This window comes from Gilliamella sp. wkB195 (assembly GCF_001690445.1).
GTDB lineage: Bacteria > Pseudomonadota > Gammaproteobacteria > Enterobacterales > Orbaceae > Gilliamella > Gilliamella apicola_E.
Window position 1 is genome coordinate 1 of the sequence record NZ_LZGP01000023.1, and the last position, 25023, is coordinate 25023.

Sequence of the window (25023 nt, forward strand, 5' to 3'; positions counted from 1 at the left end):
GAAGCATTACGTAATCAATCTAATATTATTTAATAAATAGTATTTAAAAACTCCAATGGCAAATATTAATCATATTTGCCATTTTTTAATTAAAATTTAATATACCATTCTAATATTTTTCAGAGAATCTCTCATGTATAGGCAACAAACTACTAAATTAGAATTACTTAGCCCCGCAAAAAATATAGAAATTGCAAAAGAAGCTATCTTACATGGAGCTGATGCTATTTATATTGGCGGTCCTCAATTTGGTGCTCGTCATAATGCTGGTAATTCAGTAAGTGATATTGCTAAACTAGTAGAGTTTGCTCATCATTTTTACGCTAAGGTTTTTGTAACTTTAAACACAATTCTTCATGACAATGAGCTTGAAGCTGCAAGACAGTTAATTTGGCAATTATATAATGCAGGTGTGGATGCTTTAATCGTTCAAGATATGGGAATATTAGCCATGGATATTCCACCAATCGATTTACATGCTAGTACCCAAATGGATATTAGAACCCCAGAAAAAGCTAAATTTCTTTCTGATGTAGGTTTCTCTCAAATAGTTTTAGCGCGAGAATTAAATTTAACCGAAATAGCAAACATACATCAACAAATTGATGCAAATATTGAATTCTTTATTCATGGCGCATTATGTGTTGCATTTTCTGGTCAATGTTATATTTCTCATGCACAAACGGGTCGAAGCGCTAATCGAGGCGACTGTTCTCAAGCTTGTCGATTGCCATTTACATTAAAAGACGAACAAGGTCGCATCGTCGCTTATGAAAAACATCTTTTATCGATGAAGGATAATAATCAGTCTGATAATTTAATAGAGTTAATACAAGCCGGAGTGAGATCTTTCAAGATTGAAGGCAGATACAAAGATTTGAGTTATGTTAAAAATATAACCGCATTTTATCGTAAAAAATTAGATAATATTTTAGAAAAAAATACAGATTTTGTTGCTGCATCGAGTGGCAAAACTGAACACTTTTTTACCCCAGATCCAAATAGAACATTCCACAGAGGATCTACCGATTATTTTGTTCGAGGTAGACAAGCCAACATTGGTGCATTTGATTCACCCAAATTTATTGGCTTAACAATTGGTGAAATGATAAAAATTACTAAACAATCTATCGTAATAAAATCAGAACAAGCGTTAACTAATGGTGATGGATTAAATGTTTTAATCAAAAGGGAAATTATAGGTTTTAGAGCTGATAAAGTAGAAAAAATTGATAATAATTATTATCAAGTATTTCCTAATGAAATACCTAAAGCATTATATTCTATAAAATTACCTTATCAAATTAATCGCAATTTAGATCATAATTGGCAACAAATTTTATTAAAAGAATCTAGTTGTCGTCGTATCGGTGTAACATTTAGGCTTAAAAATATAACAAACGGTTTGGAGTTAATTGCATCAAGTGAAGAGGGGAGTTGCGTTAAAATTGAATTGAAAGGCCCATTTGAGCTAGCTAAGCAACAGGATAAAGCTCTCAATAATATAAGAGATAGTTTATCTAAGTTAGGTCAGACAACCTATTATTTAGCGGAGTTAAATATAGATTTTAACCAAGCTTATTTTGTTCCCAACAGTCAATTAAATCAGTTAAGACGAGATATTATTGATAAATTAACTCTAGAGCGATTAAATAATTATCGAAGAAATATTCGTAAACCTCAAGTACATCCAACACCGATATATCCTGAACAGCAATTAAGTTTTTTAGCTAATGTTTATAATCATAAAGCTCGTGAATTTTATGCTCAGCATGGTGTAAAACTAATCGAGAGTGCATTTGAAGCTCACGAAGTTAAAAATGACGTTCCTTTAATGACCACAAAGCATTGTCTAAGGTTTGCATTTAATTTATGTCCAAAACAAGCTAAAGGAATTCAAGGAGTTAAAACTAAAGTAACACCAATGAAACTAATTCAAAATAATAATGAAGAATTAGTTTTAAAATTCAACTGTAAAGCTTGTGAAATGCAGGTTTGGGGCAAAATCAAAAAACATATCTTAAAAATTACATTACCTGGTAGTGAAGTTATTTTACTGACAAGTAACGATTAACATGTTGATAATTATTAAATTATTTTTTTCCCGTTAATTTATATCTTTAATATAAAAATTTTAGCGATAATAGTGAATGTAACGGGGGTTATTTCAGTTCGTAATAATACTATTATTTAACATAATATACATTATTTGAATTTTAATTCGTTGATTTAATTGCATTTATTAGGTTTGGTGCGTAATAATAGAAAATAGGGGATAGATAAACGTTTTTTTAAAGAAAACACGAAAATAAAATTCCAATCAATCTATATAACTTAACTTTCTATTAAATAGTTTATGTTTATATAGTTTCAGATAATAAGAGTTAAAATGGTTTATTATGTTATAACAAAAAGTATCAACTTTATGCAGTAAGGATATTTATTACAGACCTTGTTTATTGCGAAAAATGATTAATTATCATTCAACTAATGCAAAATATGTTATGTTTAATTCTAAATTATAGTAGATAACGGCTTACAATCTAGAATTGCACATAACATTTTTAAAATAACTAATATCAGTTATGATATTGTCTTTTTCTTTTCGATTTATATTTCCAACTTTTTGACATCTTATATACGTAGGAAGTGTAATCATCCCTAGGATTTGCTATATTTCTTCCTCTACAAGCTCTAATTTTCAAATTGAAATGTTTATATTCAATCATATGAATATAATAAGCACTTTTTTCTTGTTTAGTGCTAAAACATTTATTCATATAACTTCGAATACATGGATAATATATAATTGGTTTACCATGTTTGAAGTATCCAATTGTAGCTGAGTTTATATATTGTTTTTTTAACTTTAACATACTTTCTCCTAATTAGTTTAAGTACTTAGAAGAAAGCCTCCTTATAATAATTCATAACTATTTTCCTTGCTGATATTAATATGAAATTTTAGGTTCCCAAAATATTTGTCTGAAATGTTTATCTACATCCAGGGGCATTGATAGAGTTTAATGTAACATTTATATCAATTTTTAAATAGATTTTTTACCAGTATAAGTAAAAAATAGATATTGCTTAAAAGGTATTTTGAATAATTAAAAGCCAATATAGAAAAATTGAAGTTTCAGATTGTCCGATTCCTGATTGGCATCAAATGCCACAAATTTTTAAATTAGTGGCATGATTTAGCTTTTTTCTTATGAATCTATATTGGTGCGCATAATGTATATTATGTTAAATAACGTATATTAAATCAATTAAGTTCATTTATTCGCCACTCACCCTCTATTAACAATTCTAAATCTTTATAAGACTATTTTTTTATCAAGAATTCATTTATATTGTTTAGATTAATTACTTAGTGTAGTTATTTAAAAATTTAATAGTGATTTTCTATTTCTTTTCTTTTTATTGAATAGAAATACAAAAAAATTGGTCAATTTTTGTTTTATGACAAAATATGGTAACCTTATCACTTCAAATCAACAGCCCTTGTATTTAGGATATTATGCATAGTATTTATAAGACATTACGTTCCAATAGTTATTCTGTTCCGTGCGAATTATGCAGTCTCGGTGGGCTCTGTATTCCGATGTTACTCAATAATACATTAAGTAGTGTTTTAGAACGCAAAAGATCTTATTCAAAAGGCGAAATAATAGTTAAAGCAAAAACGCCATTTAAAAAATTCTTCATCGTTCATTCCGGTGCACTTAAAACATTTGTCACGACTTCTGAAAATAATGAACAAATCAATGGATTTTATCTACCTGGAGATATTGTCGGTTTAGACGCCATTTCAACAAAAGTTTATAACAATAACATTCAGGCATTAAGTAACACACTAATCTGTGAACTGCATTATGATGAATTAATGACATTAATTGATACTAATAAGAATGTTAGAGATTTAATCTTTAGATTATTAAGTGCTGACATTTATAATTATCAAAAATTGGTTCTTTGCTATTCTCAGAAAAAATCCGATGAACGCCTTGCCACCTTTATTTATTCTCTTTATCTTCGATATCAGCAAAGAGGACATTCTTCTTTAAATATAAAACTAGCAATGAGCCGTGCTGAAATAGCTAATTATTTAGGATTAACGATTGAAACTGTAAGTCGTAATTTATCAAAATTACAGGAGCAAAATATTTTAATAGCTAAAGGTAAATATATTTATATCAATAATTTGGAAGCTTTAATAGATTTAGGAAATTAAATTTATTTATGCTAAAATAACTAAAAATTCATTGTAAGGTTTTTTATATGTTAAGTTTCAAGAAAACAATTATCGCTACAACTGTTGCGCTTATTCCATTTTGTTCTTTTGCTGCTCAGCAATTAACTGAAGAACAAGCAAACAGCATGCAATCTTTTAAAAGCATTACGATTCGAGGTGCTTTTTATACTGATAGCGATTATGTTATGGCTATGTCAAAGGCTGCAGACAATGAAGGAGCTGCTTCTTTTTACATAACAACAACAAATATCAGCCCTTCTAATGATACTTTGCGTATCGTTTATGCAAAATTATACAAAGCAGACGCACCTAAAGCTTTAGAACAACCAGAAACTTTACGTAAATTTGAAGGTGTTTACGAATATCCAAAATCTAAAGCAATTCGCTTAGAACCATTTAATATTGTGCGTATTCGTGGATACTTTCCGACAGATTATGATGTAAATCAAGCTATTGCTAAAGAAGCATCAGCGCAAGGTGCATATGGCTTTTATATAGATTCACGTTCAGAATTAGGCAGTAATATTCAAGTAGCTGCTTATTTATTTAAAAAAGACGCTCCTGAACGTAAATTACAACCTGAAAATGCTATTCCTTACGATTCTGAAGCAGGTCAATTAGCATTAGCTAAAGGTGGAGAAGCTGCAATGCAGGTTGAAAAACCTGGTTATTACTCCCCTTCTGCATTTAACGAGAAATATTATGCAGATAAATTTAATAATAAAGTAATTGATAAAACTACAACAAATTCTGCTGCAACTAATAAAGTTACAACAACATCAAATACAGAAACAATAAGTACCGTTGCCACTGAACCTCAAAGAGTAACTCGTTACACTGTCACTCTTCCTGATGGGCGAAAAATTCAGGAACTTAACGATGCAACTGCGGCTAAAATGGTTGCCTTTGATACACTGAAATTTAGAGGTTACTACGTTACTGATCAGGAAATTTCATATCAAGCAGGAAAAAGAGCAATAGACGCTGGGGCTAAATATTATCATATTGCTCGAGTTGCTCATGATTCTAAAGGGCCAAACATCACTGTATTTGTAGATCTTTACAAATAATCAAAATGGGCGCATAAGCGCCCTTCTTTTTTATCCTTATAATTATATTCTATAATTCAGAAGATACAGTTTCTATTTGTTGTTTTATCCTTTTTGCAGAAATTGGATACGGTGTGCCGAGTTGTTGAGCGAATAAGTTAACTCTAAGTTCTTCTATCATCCATTTAATATTCGTAACATCATTCAATGATTTTTGATTTTCTGACAAACTATTAAACCAACTTTGATATTCATTTTTCACTTCTTCTATTATATTCATCGATTGTCTATCTTTAGCCACATTAGTTCCTAGCTTCTCTATCCGTTTTTCTATAGCAGATAAATAGCGATATATATCATGGAGTTTGTTATAACCAGTTTTTGCCACAAAACCTTTATAAACTAGCTCATTTATCTGTTCTTTGATATCAGATAACGCATATGCTAAAGACAAATCGATACGGCCTTTAAGTTTTTTATTAATATTAAAATGGAGTGTTAAAATTGATTCCACTTGTTTAGCTATATCAACTACAGTTTCATTGATATGTTCTTTGGTATGACCTAACAGTTTTTGATATTGTTCTTGATTGTCAACTTTCTGATTGTACTTCATAATCAAGTAGTCTATTCCACAGGCAATGCAGTCATCAATAAGGTTTAGAACTGTACCGAATGTATTAAAATATAAGCTTAGTTTAGATTTATTTGGTAACTTTTCGTGCAAATATTTAATTGGAGATGGAATATTTAAAATCAACAATCGTCTAATACCCAGCTTGGTTAATCTTTTTTGCTCTTCAAGTGAATCAACCAGTTTAATACTTACCGAATTTTTATTATCGATGATGGCTGGATAGGCTTTAACTGTATAATTATTTTGCTTTTCTTCATAAACACTTGGTAAGTAACCAAAATTCCAATCGATAATATTATCTTTCTCTATTTTGACAGATTTTTTTTGAGTCAACGATGATAATGCTTCTTGAACTTCTGTTTTAAGATGTTCTTTAATCATCATTAGATCTTTGCCAAAAGCTATTTCTCGTCCCTTATCAATGATACTAAAATTCATTTTTAAGTAATCTGGCACTTGTTCTAATTGCCAATCGGTTGACTGAATTTTTATACCTGTCATTTTCCTAAATTCATTTTCTAACGTTTCAAGTAATGTATGTTCAGTTGAATTGACTCTACTTAGAAAAGCCTCAGCATAGTTAGGTGCAGGAACTAAGCTTTTGCGTAAAGATTTTGGTAAGGATTTTATTAAAGCAATAACTAAATCATAACGAAATCCAGGTACTTGCCAATCAAATCCTGTATCTTTTATTTGATTTAATATATTAAGCGGAATAGAAATTGTTACACCGTCACGTGCATTACCTAGATCAAATTGATAAGTTAAAGGTAATTTCAAGTTATTCTGATACCAAAAATCTGGATAATCATTTATTTTTACAGGCTGAGCTGATTGTTTAATCAGCATATTTTTTTCAATATTTAAAAAATCAGGGTCTATTTTTTGTTTGTTTTTCCACCACGTATCAAAGTGTTTTGCGGAAATAACTGATTTGTCTATTCGTTCATCATAAAAATTATAAAGATCATCATCATCAATCAGAATATCCTGACGACGAGATTTATGTTCAAGATCCTCAACTTCATTGATTAATTTCTGATTTTGTTTATAAAACTGGTGATTAGTTTGCCAATCACCTTCAACCAAAGCATTCCGAATAAATAAGGAACGACTTAGTACTGGGTCAATTTTACTATAATTAACTATGCGGTTTGCAACAATTGGTAGACCGAATAAAGTTACTTTTTCATTGGCTAGAGTTGTCCCATTCTTTTTAGACCATCTAGGCTCACTATAACTATATTTAACTAGATGTTTTGCTAATGGTTCAATCCAATCTGCTTCAATTTTAGCAGCCGTTCTACCCCATAGACGGCTTGTCTCAACAAGTTCACTAGCTATACACCATTTTGGTTGATTTTTAAAGATGGCTGAATTAGGGAATATAGCAAATTTAATATTACGAGCACCGATATATTCATGTTTTTCAATTTCTTTCATACCAACATGTGACAATAAGCCGCTTAATAACGCAGTATGCAGTGAACGATAATCCGCTAATTGACTATTAATCGGAAAAGCAAGTTGTTTAATGGTTTGTCTAATTTGTGTATAAACATCTTGCCATTCTCGAATTCTAAGATAGTTAAGATATTCTTTTTTACACAACCGTCTAAATTGATTACCCGACAAATCTGCTTGTTGATTTGTTACATAATTCCATAAATTGATAAGTGATATAAAATCAGATTCTTTATCAGCAAACCTACGGTGTTTCTCATCAGAAGCTTGCTGTTTGTCAAATGGCCTTTCTCGAGGATCTTGTATAGATAGTGCTGAGACAATAATCATAACTTCTTTTATACAACCTAACCGTCTAGCTTCAACTAGCATTCTAGCTAATCTAGGATCAATAGGTAATTGAGATAAAATTCGTCCTATCTCAGTCAAATGATAATGATGATGTTTAGTATAAATTGCACCTAATTCTTCTAATAATCGTATACCATCACGAATATATCTAGAATCAGGTGCTTCAACAAATGGAAAAGCCGCTATATCACCTAATCCTAATGAAGTCATTTGTAATATAACTGATGCTAAATTGGTTCGAAGAATTTCAGGCTCAGTAAATTCAGGTCTGGATAAAAAATCTTGTTCATCATATAAACGTATACAAATACCATCTGAAGTTCTACCACAACGCCCTTTTCGTTGATTCGCTGATGCTTGAGAAATGGGTTCAATTGGTAATCGTTGAACTTTCGTCCGATAACTATAACGACTAATTCTTGCTAAGCCAGGATCGATAACATATTTAATACCAGGAACGGTCAAGGATGTTTCAGCCACATTTGTAGCTAAGATAATTCTTCGAGCACTGTGTAATTGAAAGATACGGTTTTGTTCAGATGCAGATAATCTAGCATATAAGGGCAAAATCTCAGTATGTTTCAGTTCAATTTTTCTTAGCGTATCGGCAAGATCACGTATTTCACGCTCACCTGTAAGAAAAATCAAAATATCCCCATTGCTTTCAAAAGATAATTCATCGATTGCATCTATAATAGGCTGAAAATCATTGTTTTTCTCATTTCCATAATCATCATTAGGAATTGTTGGACGATATCTAACTTCGACAGGATAGGTTCGACCTGAAACTTCAATGATTGGAGCATGATTAAAATGATTTGAAAAACGTTCAACATCTATTGTAGCTGAAGTTATGATGACTTTTAAGTCAGGACGTTTAGGTAATAATTGTTTCAAATATCCCAAAATAAAATCGATATTTAAACTACGTTCATGAGCCTCATCTATAATAATAGTATCATATTGAAGTAATAATTTATCTTGCTGAATCTCTGCCAGTAAAATTCCATCAGTCATTAATTTAACCAAGGTAGTTTCGCTGACATGATCAGAAAATCTGACTTTATAGCCCACTAAGTTGCCTATTTCTGTTTTTAATTCCTCAGCAATACGATTGGCAACTGAACGAGCTGCTAACCTTCTCGGTTGGGTATGGCCAATAAAACCTTTAACACCTAAGCCTAGTTCCAAACATATTTTAGGTATTTGTGTCGTTTTTCCTGAACCTGTTTCACCGGCAATAATTACAACTTGATTATTTTTAATTACTTCAGCTATCGCCTCTTTTTTATCAACTACTGGTAAATTATCTGGAAAATCGATATGTTTAGGTAGCGATTGTAATCGAACATTATAATGTTCAACAGCTTGTGTAATCGCTTCTTCGATGGTATCTGAATTTTGATTTTTGTTTGAAAGCTTTCTTATTTTATGTTGATCTAAGAAAGTCATTGATTGAAAAAATTTAATTTGCTGTTGAATTAACATAAAGAGTAAAATGTAATTATTAAATTTTAATTAAAGTGATTATATCAAATTTAGCCAACTATTAGGAGTTAAGATGAAAAAGACTTTACTATTAATAATGCTTTTTACTGGAACTTTCGTGATGAGTGGTTGTGGAGAATCTAAGAATGTTAAAGCTGAAGATTTAATGCACCATCGCTTTGTATTGATTAAAGCCAATGGTCAAGATATTTCAGCAGATAAAAACGCTGAGCTTGAATTTGGTGAAAACATGAATATTTATGGAAAAATGTGTAATCGCTTTGTTGCAAAAGTAGAATTGGAAAACGAAACGATCAAAGGCCCTGGTGTTAGTATGGCAAAAATAGCTTGTGATGATGAGCAATTGAGTAAGTTAGATGATACCATCGCTCAATTAATTCAAGACGGAGCATCAGTCAGTTTGGACAAAGAACAATTGACTTTAAAAAATAAAGATATTGAACTAATTTATCAACTTAAAGATTTAATGTAATTTTAAAAGGCATTTTTTATCACAAACTTGCTAAAAATTTAACCAAAAAAGATGTTTTAGTTTTTTCTATCTCAATTGATGTCTAGTTTTTTGATAAAAAACTTTATTTAAAATGTCGTTAAGACTATAATAAAAAAAGTTTTTAAGAATGGTTTATATTGATGAGATTACCAAATTCTTTAGATATTGCTTTTAATAAGAGTAACTTTTTAAAGTTACTCTTCCCTTTTTATACCAATGCGCTGGCATTGGTTTTTTTTGTTTAAATATTTATATTTAAAACCATTTATTTAAATTTGAACATTAACTTTAACAACTAGTAGATAATATTATGAAAAAGACAAAAATCGTTTGTACCATAGGTCCAAAATCAGAATCAAAAGAGATGCTAACTAAATTATTAAATGCAGGCATGAATGTAATGCGTTTAAACTTCTCTCATGGTGATTATGAAGAGCATGGTAATCGAATCAAAAATTTACGTGAAGTAATGCAAGAAACAGGCTTAAAAGCTGCCATCATGTTAGATACTAAAGGCCCAGAAATTCGTACTATTAAGCTTGAAGGTGGTAACGATGTATCACTTGTAGCAGGCCAAACTTTCACTTTTACTACTGATGAAAATGTAGTTGGTAATTCAGAACGTGTAGCCGTTACATATAAAGGATTTGCTCAAGATCTTAAACCAGGTAACCGTGTATTAGTTGATGATGGTTTAATCGCTATGGACGTTCAAGAAATCAAAGGTAACGAAGTTATTTGTAAAGTTTTAAATAACGGTGACCTTGGTGAAAATAAAGGTATTAACTTACCTGGTGTTTCAATCAAATTACCTGCACTAGCTGAAAAAGATAAAAATGACTTAATTTTCGGTTGTGAACAAGGTGTAGATTTTATTGCAGCATCATTTATCCGTAAACGTTCTGATGTTGAAGATATTCGTGCTCATCTTAAAGCTCACGGCGGTGAAGAAATCAAAATCATTTCTAAAATCGAAAATCAAGAAGGTTTAGATAACTTTGATGAAATTTTAGAAGCATCTGATGGTATCATGGTTGCTCGTGGTGATTTAGGTGTGGAAATTGCGGTTGAAGAAGTTATTTTTGCTCAAAAAATGATGATTAAAAAATGTAATAAAGCTTCAAAACCAGTTATTACTGCAACTCAAATGTTAGATTCAATGATCAAAAACCCACGTCCTACTCGTGCTGAAGCTGGTGACGTTGCTAATGCAATTATTGATGGTACAGACGCTGTTATGCTATCTGGCGAAAGTGCTAAAGGTAAATATCCATTTGAAGCAGTTAATGTGATGGCTACTATTTGTAAGCGTACTGATGGTACTATCCCAGCTAAATTAGAGCTAACCACAAAAGAAGAAACATTACGTATTACTGCTGCTGTATGTTGTGGTGCTGTTGAAATCGCAGAACGATTAAATGTACCATTAATTGTTGTTGCTACTCGTAGCGGTAAATCAGCTCGTGAACTTCGTCATTACTTCCCGACAGCTCGTATTTTGGCTTTATCTTCAAGCCAAAAAACTGTCAATCAACTTGCCTTATCTAAAGGTGTTGAACCTATTTTAATTGATGCAATTAATTCAACAGATGATTTCTACCGTTTAGGTAAAGAAATGGCTGTTAAAATTTGTAATGTAAAACAAGGTGATACAATTGTTATGGTATCAGGTGCATTAGTTCCAAGCGGAACAACTAACACAACTTCTGTTCACCGCATCTAATCACCTTTAATTTTGTTTAAATGAATGATAAAAAGCTAGCTATATGCTAGCTTTTTTTTTATCTTACGTTATTCTGTAATAAATCAAATTAGTGGAATGGGCATTACAAAAAATGATAATAGAAAAAGTATATTTACCTAAAGAACTAAGTTGGTTATCATTTAACCAACGGGTATTACAAGAGGCTGCTGATGAAAGTAATCCTCTCATAGAACGAATCCGTTTTTTAGGTATCTACTCAAGTAATCTTGATGAATTTTATAAAGTCCAATTTGCAAATTTAAAAAAATATGTCCTTATTGAGCAAGAACAAGCTCAAGCAACATCTAATGCTAAACATTTATTGCGTCAGGTTAATCAAAAAGTCATTCAACTTGAATTACAATTTGATCAGCTTTATAACGAGCTATTATTAGAAATGGCAAGGAATCAGATTTTCCTAATAAATGAAAGGCAACTTACCACTTATCAAGAAACTTGGATAAAAAATTATTATAAGCAAAATTTAAGACAGTATATTACCCCTATTTTGTTAGATAGCCATACTGAGTTGATTCAATTTTTAAAAGATGATCATGCTTATTTAGCAGTTGAAATTATCTGTAAAGATAGTATTAGCTATGCATTACTTGAACTTCCTACAGATAATGCGCCTCGGTTTGTTTTATTACCTTCAGAAGTTTCAACTAAAAATAAATCAATTATTTTTTTAGATAACATTTTACGTTATTGTTTAGCGGATATTTTTAAAGTCTTCTTTGATGCGGTAGAATTAAATGCTTATTCTATAAATATTAATCGTGATGCTGAATACGAATTAAATACTGAACTTGATAGTTTACTTGAGTTAATGTCTCAGGGTTTGAAACAGCGGTTAACTGCTCAGCCAGTTCGTTTTACATATCAAAAAGACATGCCAAAGGCATTATTTGAATTATTGATAAATAAACTAAGATTAACTGAACAAGATGCAATGCCTGGTGGACGTTATCCCAATTTCAAAGATTTAGCAAATTTTCCAGATCTTGGTGTCAAAAACTTACTTAATAAACGCTTACCAAGCCTTGCTTATAATCGATTCAAGAAATTCAGAAATGCTTTTGCAACAATAAAAGACCGAGATGTATTGCTCTATTATCCTTACTATTCATTTGGACATGTGCTTGAAATTATGCGACAAGCGTCATTTGATCCAGCTGTTACCCATATTCGTATGAATATTTATCGAGTAGCTAAAGACTCCAGATTTATTCATGCTGCTATAAATGCAGCGAACAACGGTAAAAAAGTCACAGTAGTAGTAGAACTGCAAGCTCGATTTGATGAAGAAGCAAACATAAAATGGGCTAAAAGGTTAATTCGTAGTGGTATAAAAGTTATCTATTCACAACCAAAACTTAAAATTCATGCCAAATTATTCTTAATCGATCGTAAAGAAGACGATCGAATTGTCCGTTATGCTCATATTGGTTCAGGTAATTTTAATGAAAAAACTGCACGTATTTATACAGATTTTTCATTATTAACGGCTGACCCCGCGATTACCGATGAAGTTATCAAAGTATTTAACTTTATTGAAAACCCATTTAAACCGGTAACTTTTCACCATTTATTAGTTTCACCACAAAATACACGATTACGCTTTCATGAATTCATTGAACGAGAAATCAATAATGCCAAAGCTGGGAAACCTTCAGGGATCTATCTTAAACTCAATGCAATAACTGATAAAGAGATGATAAATCAACTCTACAAAGCTTCTTGTGCTGGCGTAAAAATACGCATGATTGTGCGAGGTACCTGTATACTTGTTCCTCAAATTCCTAATTTAAGTGAAAATATCTATGTAACCAGTATTGTTGACCAGTATCTCGAACATGCTCGAGTTTATATTTTCGAAAATGACGGTAATAAAGATACCTACATATCATCTGCCGATTGGATGCCTAGAAATCTTGATAACCGTATTGAGGTTGGCGTAAAAATATTTGATCTGACATTAAAATCCACTATTCATAATATTTTCAATATTCAGTGTAATGATAATGTCAAAGCTCGAATTATCGATAAAGATAATATGAACAATTACGTCCAAAGAGGTAATAAAAAGAAAGTAAGAGCACAACGTGCAATTTATGATTATCTAAAACAATTAGAATCAGCAAGTTAAGGATTTGAACGTGAATAAATTTGATGAATATGCAGTTATTGATCTAGGTTCGAATAGTTTTCATATGGTCATTGCACGTTGTATTGATGGTGCAACACAAATTATCTACAAAAATAAAAAAAATATTCATTTAGCTACCGGTTTAAATGAATTCTATGAGCTAAGCGAGACAAGTATTAAACGAGGTATTGAATGCCTTGCACTCTTTGCTGAACGGCTGAATGGATTTCCCCCGGAAAATGTTCGAATTGTTGCAACCTATACGTTACGTATCGCCACTAATCGGCATAAATTTCTAGCCCAAGCGGCTAAGGTTCTACCCTACCCAATTGAAATTATTTCCGGACAAGAAGAAGCCCGTTTAATCTATTTAGGTACCATGACAGCCGAATCAACCGCCGAAGATGATACCAAATTTGTTATTGATATTGGTGGTGGATCGACTGAAATTGCCATTGGTCGAGGAAACGATCTCAAACCATTTATTGTGGCAAGTCGACCAATGGGCTGTGTCACTTATACTAAGCAATTTTTTCCACAAAAGACCATTGACCGATATTCCTTTTTAAGAGCCAAACTGGCAGCAGAACAACAAATTGAAAATCTTATTACCACAATAAAAAGACAAAATATCAGTGTCGCATTTGGTACTTCCGGCACAATCAAAAGTATTTACAAAATATTATTAGATTTAGGTGTCAGCGACGGTATCATTACGCCTAAACGCTTGGATGATTTAATCAGTTATATCTTAGAATTCAAGTCTTTTCATGAAATTGACTATCCATCACTTTCTGAAGAAAGAAAAAACGTTTTCGTCAGCGGGTTAGCAATATTTAGTGGCGTTTTTAACGCATTAGGCTTACAAGAGCTTCAATTTAGCCCATGTGCATTACGTGAAGGAGTTTTGTATGAACTGATCGACGGTCCAAATTATCGAGATATAAGACAAACAACAGCCGAATCACTCTCTCAGCATTACAACATAGATGAACGTCATGCTAAACAAGTGGTGAAAACGGCAAAGTATCTTTTTTCACAATGGAAAACACAAACTTCGACTAATATTCCGCAACATTTAGAATCTATCCTCTATTGGGCAGCGCAGCTCCATGAAGTGGGACTGAAAATAAATTTTTCATCAATTCACAAACATTCGAGTTATATTCTGTTAAATAGTAACCTACCCGGATTCAATGAAGAACAACAACTTTTATTGTCTACCCTTGTTCGTTATCACCGAAAGTCAATTAACATTGATGAACTGCCGTACTTTAGTTTATTCGAATACAAACATATCATCTCGTTATTGCAGATTTTGCGGCTTGCCGTTTTATTTAATAACCAGCGTAATAACGATTTGGATCTCACTGCATTTAGATTAAAATTAAACAGTGATAAATTGAGTAAACTGACGATAGAACTCAACGAAAAGTTTGTTGAAAATAATAAGTTAATCTTGCTTGATTTAGAGCAGGAGCAGAAATATTGGAAATCGGTTAATGATTGGAAATTATCGATTGAAATGTTTTAATCACTCAAAAAAAACCGCCAGTTTAACTGGCGGTGATAGCTAAACTTTTATCCTAATCCAATGATTTTCCACCATAAAATACCAATAGTGAAAACAATAATTAAATTTACTACGCTACAAATGAAACCGACTTTCCACCATGTTTTAACCGGTACAAAGCCTTCAGCAAACAGTAACGGGTTACGAGCATTAGCAAATTGGGTAATCGAACCAAAATAGTTAGTACAAATAACTAATGCAAAAATGGCAATCATTTGCGGCACGCCGAGCGCTAAAGCAACCGTTAAAAATACTGGGAATAAAGCAGCAATATGCGCATTACCACTCGCAAAGAAGTAATGGAGATAAACATAGGCTACACACAAAATAACAATGACTAAAACCCAGCTACTATCTCCTAAGTGACCTTTAACCGCATTACCAATTGTATCGCCTAGCCACTTAGTTACGCCAAGTTTATTAACTTGTCCCGCCATCATCAGTAATGCTGCAAACCAAATTAAAGTATCCCAAGCAGCCTTTTCACCTTTGATATCATCCCAACTAAGTACACCGGTTAAAATTAAAATTGTTAAGCCGATAAATGCAGTAGTAGTTGAATCAATACCAAAGTTTTTACCAAAAATCCACAAGCCTAACAGTAATAAAACAGTTGAACCCATAATAAGTTCTTTAAAGGTCAGAGCCCCCATTTTTTTAAGTTCTTCTGTGGCTAATTTAGGCGCTTCTGGTGTCTTTTTAAGCTCAGGATTGGTTAAAAAGTAGATAACTAAAGGAATAACAATAAATGAGACTAAACAAGGTACGATAGCCGCCATAAACCATTGTCCCCAGCCTAAAGTAATACCAAGTTGACTTGTTACTAATTTGGCTGCCAACAAGTTGCCGGTAAAGGCAGTTAAAAACATTGCCGATGTAATATCATTTACATGACTAATGGTTAACATTAAGAAAGTGCCAATACGATTTCTTGATTCATCTTTTGGATTTGAATTAAAATTGATCGCTAATGCTTCAGCGATTGGATAAATCACACCGCCAGCACGAGCTGTCGTACTAGGAATAGCTGGAGCTAATGCCATATCCGTTACCGACAGGCCATAGGCTAAACCTAATGTATTTCTACCTAAAAGTTTAACTAGATAATAAGCTATACGCTTACTTAACCCTGTTTTGATAAAACCACGTGCTATCATAAAAGCAATAACGATAAGCCAAATAAGGCTACTGTTTAATTCGCTTAATGAAATTTTAATCGCCTCTGTCGCTGTTGCTGCCCCTGATGGTCTTAGAACCGCAAAAACCGTTATCGCTAATAATCCAATTGCACCAATTGGCATAATTTCAGCGACAATACAGGCAATAGTAGCAACAAAGATGATACTTGTGTGCCAACCTTCAATACTAATTCCTTCTGGCGGAGAAACAAATTGCCATAATATTGCTGAAATAACAGCAATAATTATGAGCGGTAACCATTTGACAGGTGGTTTTTTCACTGTGTTCATAGTATTTTCCTTTTTAATTAAAAATGACTTAATTTAATTCATAATAAAAACAATTCAGTTTGATATAATCTTTTCGTTTCCAATAAAATGTTAATGTAAAACATAATGTTGGCTAATTAACTGAAAAGCAAAATTATCAGTATTAACTAGTTCGATTGTTTTATTTTTTAAAACAAATATGGCTGATAAACTCGGATGTTCAATCAAATATTTACTAGCTTTTTTAACCCCTAATCCATAGAGAATAGTTGAAAAAATATCTCCTTCAAGCGACGTATCTGAAATTACCGTTACACTTTCTAATTCATTATCTAACGGGTAACCGGTTGAAGGGTTGAATATGTGATGATAACGGTGATTATTTAAGGTAAAGTAACGCTCATAAATCCCTGATGTAACAACAGATTTATTATTAACTTGAATAATCCCGGCCAATTGATTGTTGAGTGAAAATGGCTCTTTCAAACCTATTTGCCAATTGCCATTCCTATCTAAGGGTGATTTGCCCAAAGTTAAGACGTTACCACCTAAATTGATAATAGCTTGATGTATGTTATTTTGCTGTAGGACTACTTTAACTACATCTGCTATGTAGCCTTTGGCTATAGCACCTAAATCAATTTCCATTCCCTTTTTTTTCAAAAAAACTGCACAAGTTTTAGGATCAAGCTCAATTTCGCTAGGATCGGTTAATAATAGTTGATCATAAATTTGCTGTGGGGAGGGAACTTGCTGGCCTTGAAAACCGATTTTCCATAATTTGACTAAAGGACCAATAGCAAAATTGAAACAACTATTGGGCATTAAACTGACTTTATAAGCTTGCTCAATAAGCGAAAACACAGCACGGCTAACGATAACCGGATGTTTACCCGCAGCAGCGTTAATCGACATAACTTCTGAATGACTGCGGTTAACGGTCAATTTATCTTCAAGTAATTTTATGGTGTGAAACACCCTATGAGCTACGGCTTCATTAGGCTCATAAAGCGTTAATGAAACCGTGGTACCCATTAATACTTGAGTATATTCATGGCTTGAATTAAGCATTTTAAACAAGCTTAAGTCATATTAGTCAATTAATGATTAATGTAATCAGTGGCTTTTCTACCTGCCTGCATACCAAATATAATGATATCAGCAACAGCGTTTCCACCGATACGATTGGCACCATGAACACCACCGACCACTTCGCCAGCAGCAAATACGCCTTGTATTACATGTTTATCCGTATCTAAAACTTGAGTATCGGTATTAATCGTTACCCCACCCATAGTATGATGCACACCCGGAGCAATCTTAATCGCATAAAATGGTCCTTTGTTAATAGGATGTCGCATACCAGTTGTTCGACCAAAGTCTTCGTCACGTTTTGTTTCAGCGAACTGATTATAACGCTCAACAGTTTGAGATAAAGTATTGCTGTCAATTGAGAGTTTATCAGCAAGATCTTTAATCGTATCAGCTTGAACGACTAAATCATGTGATACATATTCTTCAACAGCTTTGTTTTCATTACGTACTTGTTGATCAAATAGAATATACGCATAATGCTCAGGTAATTTAATAATTTCTGCTGAAACTTTATCACGAGTATCTAACTCATTGACAAAGCGTAGCCCTTTTTGGGAGACCAGTATCGCCCCTCCTCCACGAATTGATTCGGAAATCAAATACGAAGTTGTTTGCTCAACAGTTGGATGAATCTGAATTTCTTTCATATCCACTGTGCCTGCGCCCAGTTTTTCTAGAATCATAATTCCGGAACCAGTAGCACCTTTATGGTTAGTGGTAACAAATCCTTTCAGATCTGGTCGATATTTTTCAACCATTTCACGATTTGCACTAAATCCACCAGTAGCAATAATAACCGCTTTGGCTTTAATCGTTTGAACGGAGCCGTCTTCTTCATTGACTTTAACTCCGACAACTCTATGATTCTCAGTTAATATTTCAGTTACATTGGTATCAAGCATGACTTCAATACCACGTCGGTTGATATTTTTTTGCAATCCACTAATTAAAAATCCGCCAACAGCAGCGCCACTTGCCGGGCGATGCGTACGGTCAATGCTCATGCCCCCCGTTGTTGTGATACCACTAAGTTCGATACCATTATTATCTAACCAGTCAATGGCATCAGGTGCATTTTCAACAAAATAACGAAGTAACTCAGGATTATTTTTGTTTTTACCACCTGTTAACGTTTCTTTATAGAACAGATCTTTACTGTCCACAATGCCTTTAAGTTTTTGGAATTTGGTTTCGGCTGCATTCATACCGGCAGAAGCTTTATTTGTATTGCCGCCAATAACCGGCATTTTTTCAACCACAACTACACTTGCTCCTAAATCATGTGCTTGAATAGCGGCTGCTAGTCCAGCGCCACCACTACCAACAACCACCACATCATAAGCTTTATCATTAGGATCACCACCCTCAGCAAGGATAGCTTCTTTATTTGATTTCGCCATAGCTTTGGTTACGGCTTTTTTGAACGCCTCACATTGTGATGTCGCGCCAGAAATTGCATCGACGTGAGGGCTATTAGAGTCAATAATACGATGTTTGATCTCAGAAAAGTTGTTGACCACTTCACTATCAAAATCATTAGCATTGAGCAATTGCATGTCTTTAACAAAGTCATTACCTAATTCAACATTAATTAAGTATTCATAAGACTCATCATTAACCTTTTCTTGATAATTGCCCGGCTTGAATTTTTTTACATTAAGATTCACATCACGAATCAAGCTTTCAACCAATGAAAAGTGCCATAGTGGCTCAGGTATATTGAGTTCTTCACGTTTATCACTATTGATGAAGAGTTCAAGTTTCTCCCCTTTTTCGACTCGACTAAGCCAATCGGGATAAGCAATACATGCCCGACCAACTGCAACCAGATCAAAGCCGTTATCCATAGCTGCTTCGATATCACTTATATTAACCACATTACCGACACCAACAACCGGAATTTTAGCTAATGTCTGTGATCGCATTGCTACATATTTATTAATTAAAGGCGTTGGATCATTAGTTTCAACAATAGATGGTCTTAAGATCGTCCCCATAGAGAAGTGAACGTAATCAAGTCCCTTTTCAGCCAATTTTTCAAGTAAGTACATCGAATCATCAAAACGAATTCCAGGTACTTCTAATTCTTCCGGCGAAAAACGATAACCAACAATAAAATCAGGATTGGCATACTCTTTAACCATATTATGAGTAATATCTAGAACAGCCAATGGGAATCGAGCTCGATTATCACGGCTACCACCCCATTTATCAGTTCGTTGATTTGAGTTAGGTGAGTAAAATTGTTGAATTAAGTAGGTATTAGCGCCATGAATTTCGACCCCGTCAAATCCAGCTTGGATCGCTCGACGAACAGCTTGACCAAACTTATCAATCATTTCATCAACTTCATCTGCCGTTAATTCAATTGGGGTCGCCGCGCCCGGGCGTGGTGCAGCTATCGCACTTGGCCCAACTGGGGATTGTCCACCAATAAGTTTAGGCTCAACCATACGGCCACCATGATAAACTTGGATAACCGCTTTGGAGCCTTTCTCTTTAATGGCTTTAGCGATCTTCGCTAACCCTTCTATTTTATCATCATTATCTAAACCAATCGCACCGGGAAACGCTAACCCTTTATTGTCAACAAATCCACATTCAACAATAATAGTGCCAATTTCACCCGCTCTTGCTCGGTAATATTCAATTAAATCATGCGTAACAGAACCTTCGTAAAACCCTGAACAAGTAGTCATTGGTGCCATCATAATACGATTTTTTAGGGAAACACCATTGGGTAAGATTACTGGTTTAAAAATATCTTCGTTTTTCATATTTCATTACCTAATCATTAATATTTAAATGTTAACGTGGATCATAACATCCGAAATTTTTCTTCTCCACTTACATAAGTTTCATTAGTCGGAAAATATCATTTTTTCGACAAAAATTTATTCAAATTTATTAATAATTTATAAAACAATCTATGGATATAACAAAAAGAATTGTCTGTTTTTTATGTTATTTTGAAAGTGTTTGCGTACAATACTGCATAAACCTGTCTAAAAAAAAACACTATAACTATTTCATTTACTTATATTTTTTTTAACTTCTATCACTTGTACTTTATTTTTATTCGACTAAAATGCTTACCAATTTTAGAAAAGAGAATTTGATTATGCTTGTGGTCCATACAAATAAACCAATAATAAAATTGAATTGTCTTTTTATTTTGAATATTCATCCTCCTTTATGGAGGATTTTTTATATCTATAAATTCAACCTTCCAATTTTATATCAAATTACCAAACAATACCACTTCCAGAACAGCCATAAACAGGAGATACCATGAAACCTTTGATCCCTTTTTATAACCCAAGTATTAGCTATGAAGATAATTATGCTAAAGGACCTTTTGGACTTTTTGCAGAATTAGACAAAGCAGAACAAGTTTCAACTAAACCAACCAAGTTCTTAAAAGTTGATGTTAATTTACCATTTGGCCAACCCGCTGGACCTTTATTAAATGCAAATTATATTAAAGCAGCATTTGCTTATGGATTCGATTTATGTGTATATAAAACGGTAAGAACAAAATTACACAAATGCCATCCGTTACCTAATGTTTTATCTGTTCATCCCAAAGGTAAACTTACGTGTAATTTAGACACAGTTTTAGCTGATACTAATTATAGCCAACCTCTTTCAATCACTAATTCATTTGGGGTTCCATCATTTGCTCCTGATATATGGCAACCAGATATGGCTGATGCTGTTAAAGCTGCTGGTCCAGGACAATGTGTTATTGGTAGCTTCCAAGGAACTCAAGGTAATGGAGTGATAGAACAAGATTATGCATTAGCTGCTAAATTAGTAAGAGAAACCAATGCACCAATTTTAGAAGCTAATTTAAGTTGCCCGAATGAAGGTGCAAGTAAATTACTTTGCTTTGATGTAGATAGAGTTGAAAGAATTGTTAAAGAAATTAAAAATGCTGTACCTGACCGCCCTCTTATCCTGAAATTAGCTTACTTCCCAGATGATGAAAGAATCGTTTCATTATTAACTCGTATTGGAAATATAGTTGATGGGTTAAGCGCGATTAATACGTTGTCAGCAAAACCAGTTGACGCAAATGGTCATCCAGCTTTAGGTGAAAATCGAAAAGAAGGCGGTATCTGTGGCGATGCAATTCGTTGGGCTGGGTTAGATATGGTTAGTCGACTCGATAAATATCGTAAACAAATGGATTTAAAATTTGCAATTATAGGTGTTGGTGGAGTTAGTAACAGTGAACATTATCATCAATTTATAAAAAATGGTGCTGATGCTGTAATGAGTGCAACAGGTGCGATGTGGAATCCGTTACTTGCTATTGAAATTAAAAAGAGTTTGAAATAATAGTAAAAAATAATACATCGCAATAAAGAGCCAATACTTTTGTTACAGGGTAACTTATTTACCCTGTTTTCTCTTAATTTCAACCTTTATATTGATCATTTTTTATTAAAATAATAGTAGACAAAAATGACATGAGCAAAAAACACAGTGGCTAAGATTATTCTAACATGTAAAGAATTAAAAATAATAAAAGGAATAAGTAGCACAACAAACACCATTGCCAACATCTTAAATAAACTTGACCTGGTTGCCTTCTTTTCAATTAGCAATTTTTGGATATAAGTTTGATAGTAAGTAGTTTGTGTAAAATAGTTATAGAGGCGCTCTGAACTATTTAACCATAGATATGCAGTAAGTAAATAAAAAGGTACTGTAGGTAACAAAGGAATAAAAATACCAATAGTTCCTAAAGCAAAAGAAACTCCACCTAGAACAACAAATATCGATTTTTTTAGCATGTCTAAATCAATTTAATTAATATTCATAGGATATCGAAGATAGCACAATTATAATAAACAAGGAAAGTATAAAGAAAAATAAGAATTGGCGGAACGGACGGGGCTCGAACCCGCGACCCCCTGCGTGACAGGCAGGTATTCTAACCAACTGAACTACCGCTCCGCTTTTTAGATACTTTAATGTGGAACATCAAAGTAGGCGTGATGTTAAAGATTATTTTTATTTTCGTCAATAAAATTTTTAAAAATAAAGTTCAATTGAATAGAAAACAATCATTAATGTACTTTAATGTACTTTAATGTGCTTTCCATAATGCCCCGCCACTTTTTTTATCAATCTTTTCTAAAATAGACTCGTGAGCAGAGAGTTCAGATTCATTTGCTTTAATTATCTTTAAAGGAGTTCCATTACGTTCAATTTTCTTGACGGTATTATTTGACATTGATAATGGATTATCTTCAGCGCTGAATGCTAACGTCGTTTGCCCCCCTGTCATTGCTAAATAAACTTCAGCTAGAATCTCAGCATCAAGTAAAGCGCCATGCAGTGTACGATGTGAATTATCAATCTGATAACGCTCACATAGTGCATCTAGATTATTTCTTTTACCAGGGAAAAGCCGCCGAGCCATAGCTAGTGTATCAGTAACAATACAATGTTCAGCTGTTTTAAAATTTAAACCACAAAGACGAAATTCATAATCCATAAATCCGACATCGAACGATGCGTTATGAATGACTAATTCAGCACCATCAATAAATTTTATAAAATCATGTGCTATATTTTTAAATATTGGTTTATCTTTAACAAATTCATCACTTATACCGTGAACTCTAAAGGCTTCTTCATCAATTAAACGTTCTGGATTGATATAAACATGGAAATGATTGCCAGTTAGTCGCCGATTTAATACCTCAACAGCACCAATTTCAATAATCTTATGCCCTTCATAGTGATTATTACCGTCTTGGTTCATACCTGTTGTTTCAGTATCTAATACAATTTGACGTGTTGAATGTGTTATCACGTTATACTCTTCTTCTAAAATTGGGAAATTTAATAATTAATGGTATAGTCTAACACCAAAATGCGCTGATGTTGATACCTACAGTGTTTTCGCCACTAATTACACAACATCACATTATTTAATTCTAAATTTTATTCAATAGGCAAAGTTTATTTAGTATGTTAAAAAAAATTCAAATTTTCACAGATGGTTCTTGTTTGGGTAACCCTGGTCCCGGTGGATATGCCGCAATTTTAAAATATAAACAAACAGAAAAAGTATTAGCTCAAGGTTATTTTAAAACTACCAATAATCGAATGGAATTATTAGCTGCAATTGTTGCTTTAGAGCTTCTTAAAGAACCGTGTCAAATTCAACTGTATTCTGACAGCCAATATCTACGTAATGGCATTATGAATTGGATTCATGGCTGGAAAAAAAATGGCTGGAAAACATCAAATAAACAACCTGTTAAAAATGTTGATTTGTGGCAACGTTTAGATGAAATAGCTAAATCACATACTATTGAATGGATTTGGGTTAAAGGTCATGCTGGTCATATCGAAAATGAGCGTTGTGATATTATTGCTAAAAATCAAGCCGAATCCCCAACTTTACACGATACTATTTTTGAAGCATCGTTAAAGGACTGAATACAAAAAACAGTTAGATAACTAAGAAGGTATAATAACTATGTATCGATTACATGTTATCCCGGCCCTAAAAGATAATTATATTTGGTTGTTGGAAAACAACGATAAACAAATTGTTATTATCGACCCAGGTGAAGCTGCCCCTGTAATTAGTTATCTAAAAAAACATCACTTGTCACCCCTTGCAATTTTACTAACTCACCACCATATCGATCACACTTGCGGGGTAACAGAGCTAAAAGCATTTTATCCCGATATTGAAGTTTATGGGCCTAGTGAAATTAATTTGCAGATTAACTATCAAGATAATATAGATAAAATATCAATTGCTGATTTTCAATTTGATATTATTTCAGTACCGGGACACACATTAGGACATTTAGCTTATTATTGCCGACCATATCTATTTTGTGGTGATACCTTAATGTCTGCTGGTTGTGGTAGAATTTTTGAGGGTGATTATAAGCAAATGCTAAGCTCGCTTAATAATTTAAAGCGACTACCTGATGATACGCTTATTTGTGCAGGACACGAATATACTAAAGCTAATTTGAACTTTGCACAAATGATGGTTCCACATGATAAAGTTATTCATGAATATTATAATTATATTTGCAAAAAGAAAATTACTTTGCCTTCTATTTTAACCAAAGAAAAACAGATTAACTTATTTTTACGGTGTAAAGAAAAATCTTTGCAAAACAAATTCAATTGTAACAATGAGTTAGAACTGTTTGCTTTTTTTAGGAGCCAAAAGGACATTTTTTAGGTATAATAAGTCGTTTAAATTA

General features: G+C 32.9%; 16 protein-coding genes and 1 tRNA gene. 10 read left to right on the forward strand and 7 right to left on the reverse strand.

The window, feature by feature from the left end:
* The first annotated feature begins 133 nt into the window (after positions 1–133).
* The 3 genes from A9G08_RS05985 to A9G08_RS06000 all read left to right on the forward strand — a co-directional run bounded on the left by A9G08_RS05985 (position 134) and on the right by A9G08_RS06000 (position 5328).
* The gene (locus tag A9G08_RS05985; RefSeq protein ID WP_065562823.1) at positions 134–2074 is read left to right on the forward strand and encodes a peptidase U32 family protein; all 1941 of its coding nucleotides are present in this window, start codon (positions 134–136) and stop codon (positions 2072–2074) included.
* A gap of 1449 nt (positions 2075–3523) precedes the next feature.
* Positions 3524–4237 carry a helix-turn-helix domain-containing protein gene (locus tag A9G08_RS05995; protein ID WP_065562825.1) on the forward strand — a complete coding sequence of 238 codons (714 nt, stop codon included), beginning with the start codon at positions 3524–3526 and terminating at the stop codon, positions 4235–4237.
* Positions 4238–4284: 47 nt separating this feature from the next.
* The gene (locus A9G08_RS06000; RefSeq protein WP_065562826.1) at positions 4285–5328 is read left to right on the forward strand and encodes a YdgH/BhsA/McbA-like domain containing protein; all 1044 of its coding nucleotides are present in this window, start codon (positions 4285–4287) and stop codon (positions 5326–5328) included.
* 49 nt (positions 5329–5377) lie between these two features.
* Here A9G08_RS06000 and hrpA read toward each other — a convergent pair whose 3' ends face one another.
* A complete protein-coding gene (gene hrpA / locus A9G08_RS06005) occupies positions 5378–9247 on the reverse strand; it encodes an ATP-dependent RNA helicase HrpA (protein ID WP_081299513.1) in 3870 nt (1289 codons plus the stop codon).
* A 73-nt stretch (positions 9248–9320) separates the two neighbouring features.
* Between hrpA and A9G08_RS06010 the strand changes: the two genes are divergently transcribed.
* The 4 genes from A9G08_RS06010 to A9G08_RS06025 all read left to right on the forward strand — a co-directional run bounded on the left by A9G08_RS06010 (position 9321) and on the right by A9G08_RS06025 (position 15188).
* Positions 9321–9740 (forward strand): META domain-containing protein, encoded by a 420-nt coding sequence (locus tag A9G08_RS06010; RefSeq protein ID WP_065562827.1) that lies wholly within the window; start codon positions 9321–9323, stop codon positions 9738–9740.
* Positions 9741–10071: 331 nt separating this feature from the next.
* Positions 10072–11484 (forward strand): pyruvate kinase PykF, encoded by a 1413-nt coding sequence (gene pykF, locus A9G08_RS06015; RefSeq protein WP_065562828.1) that lies wholly within the window; start codon positions 10072–10074, stop codon positions 11482–11484.
* Between the two features lie 112 nt (positions 11485–11596).
* Positions 11597–13654 carry a polyphosphate kinase 1 gene (ppk1, locus tag A9G08_RS06020; protein WP_065562829.1) on the forward strand — a complete coding sequence of 686 codons (2058 nt, stop codon included), beginning with the start codon at positions 11597–11599 and terminating at the stop codon, positions 13652–13654.
* 10 nt (positions 13655–13664) lie between these two features.
* Entirely contained in the window at positions 13665–15188 is a 1524-nt protein-coding gene (locus A9G08_RS06025; RefSeq protein WP_218058426.1) for a Ppx/GppA phosphatase family protein, read from the forward strand.
* Positions 15189–15235: 47 nt separating this feature from the next.
* Here A9G08_RS06025 and A9G08_RS06030 read toward each other — a convergent pair whose 3' ends face one another.
* The 3 genes from A9G08_RS06030 to A9G08_RS06040 all read right to left on the reverse strand — a co-directional run bounded on the left by A9G08_RS06030 (position 15236) and on the right by A9G08_RS06040 (position 20547).
* Positions 15236–16696 carry a DASS family sodium-coupled anion symporter gene (locus A9G08_RS06030; protein WP_065562831.1) on the reverse strand — a complete coding sequence of 487 codons (1461 nt, stop codon included), beginning with the start codon at positions 16694–16696 and terminating at the stop codon, positions 15236–15238.
* A gap of 90 nt (positions 16697–16786) precedes the next feature.
* Complete coding sequence (locus A9G08_RS06035) at positions 16787–17746, reverse strand: FAD:protein FMN transferase (RefSeq protein ID WP_065562832.1); 960 nt, start codon at positions 17744–17746, stop codon at positions 16787–16789.
* Positions 17747–17775: 29 nt separating this feature from the next.
* Entirely contained in the window at positions 17776–20547 is a 2772-nt protein-coding gene (locus A9G08_RS06040) for a flavocytochrome c (RefSeq protein ID WP_065562833.1), read from the reverse strand.
* 514 nt (positions 20548–21061) lie between these two features.
* On the opposite strand from A9G08_RS06040, the gene A9G08_RS06045 reads away from it, so the two are divergent.
* Positions 21062–22114: a dihydroorotate oxidase gene (locus A9G08_RS06045; RefSeq protein ID WP_065562834.1), complete on the forward strand. Its 1053-nt coding sequence runs from the start codon at positions 21062–21064 to the stop codon at positions 22112–22114.
* Positions 22115–22209: 95 nt separating this feature from the next.
* Here A9G08_RS06045 and A9G08_RS06050 read toward each other — a convergent pair whose 3' ends face one another.
* From A9G08_RS06050 to dnaQ, 3 genes are all read right to left on the reverse strand, one after another.
* On the reverse strand, positions 22210–22572 hold the full coding sequence (locus tag A9G08_RS06050) for a YbaN family protein (protein ID WP_065562835.1): 363 nt from the start codon (positions 22570–22572) through the stop codon (positions 22210–22212).
* 86 nt (positions 22573–22658) lie between these two features.
* Positions 22659–22735 (reverse strand) — tRNA-Asp (locus A9G08_RS06055).
* Positions 22736–22868: 133 nt separating this feature from the next.
* The gene (gene dnaQ, locus A9G08_RS06060; RefSeq protein WP_065562836.1) at positions 22869–23600 is read right to left on the reverse strand and encodes a DNA polymerase III subunit epsilon; all 732 of its coding nucleotides are present in this window, start codon (positions 23598–23600) and stop codon (positions 22869–22871) included.
* Between the two features lie 158 nt (positions 23601–23758).
* On the opposite strand from dnaQ, the gene rnhA reads away from it, so the two are divergent.
* Positions 23759–24232, forward strand: a complete 474-nt coding sequence (rnhA, locus tag A9G08_RS06065) for a ribonuclease HI (RefSeq protein WP_065562837.1) — start codon at positions 23759–23761, stop codon at positions 24230–24232.
* A 40-nt stretch (positions 24233–24272) separates the two neighbouring features.
* Positions 24273–25001 (forward strand): hydroxyacylglutathione hydrolase, encoded by a 729-nt coding sequence (gene gloB / locus A9G08_RS06070; RefSeq protein WP_065562838.1) that lies wholly within the window; start codon positions 24273–24275, stop codon positions 24999–25001.
* Positions 25002–25023 lie beyond the last annotated feature (22 nt).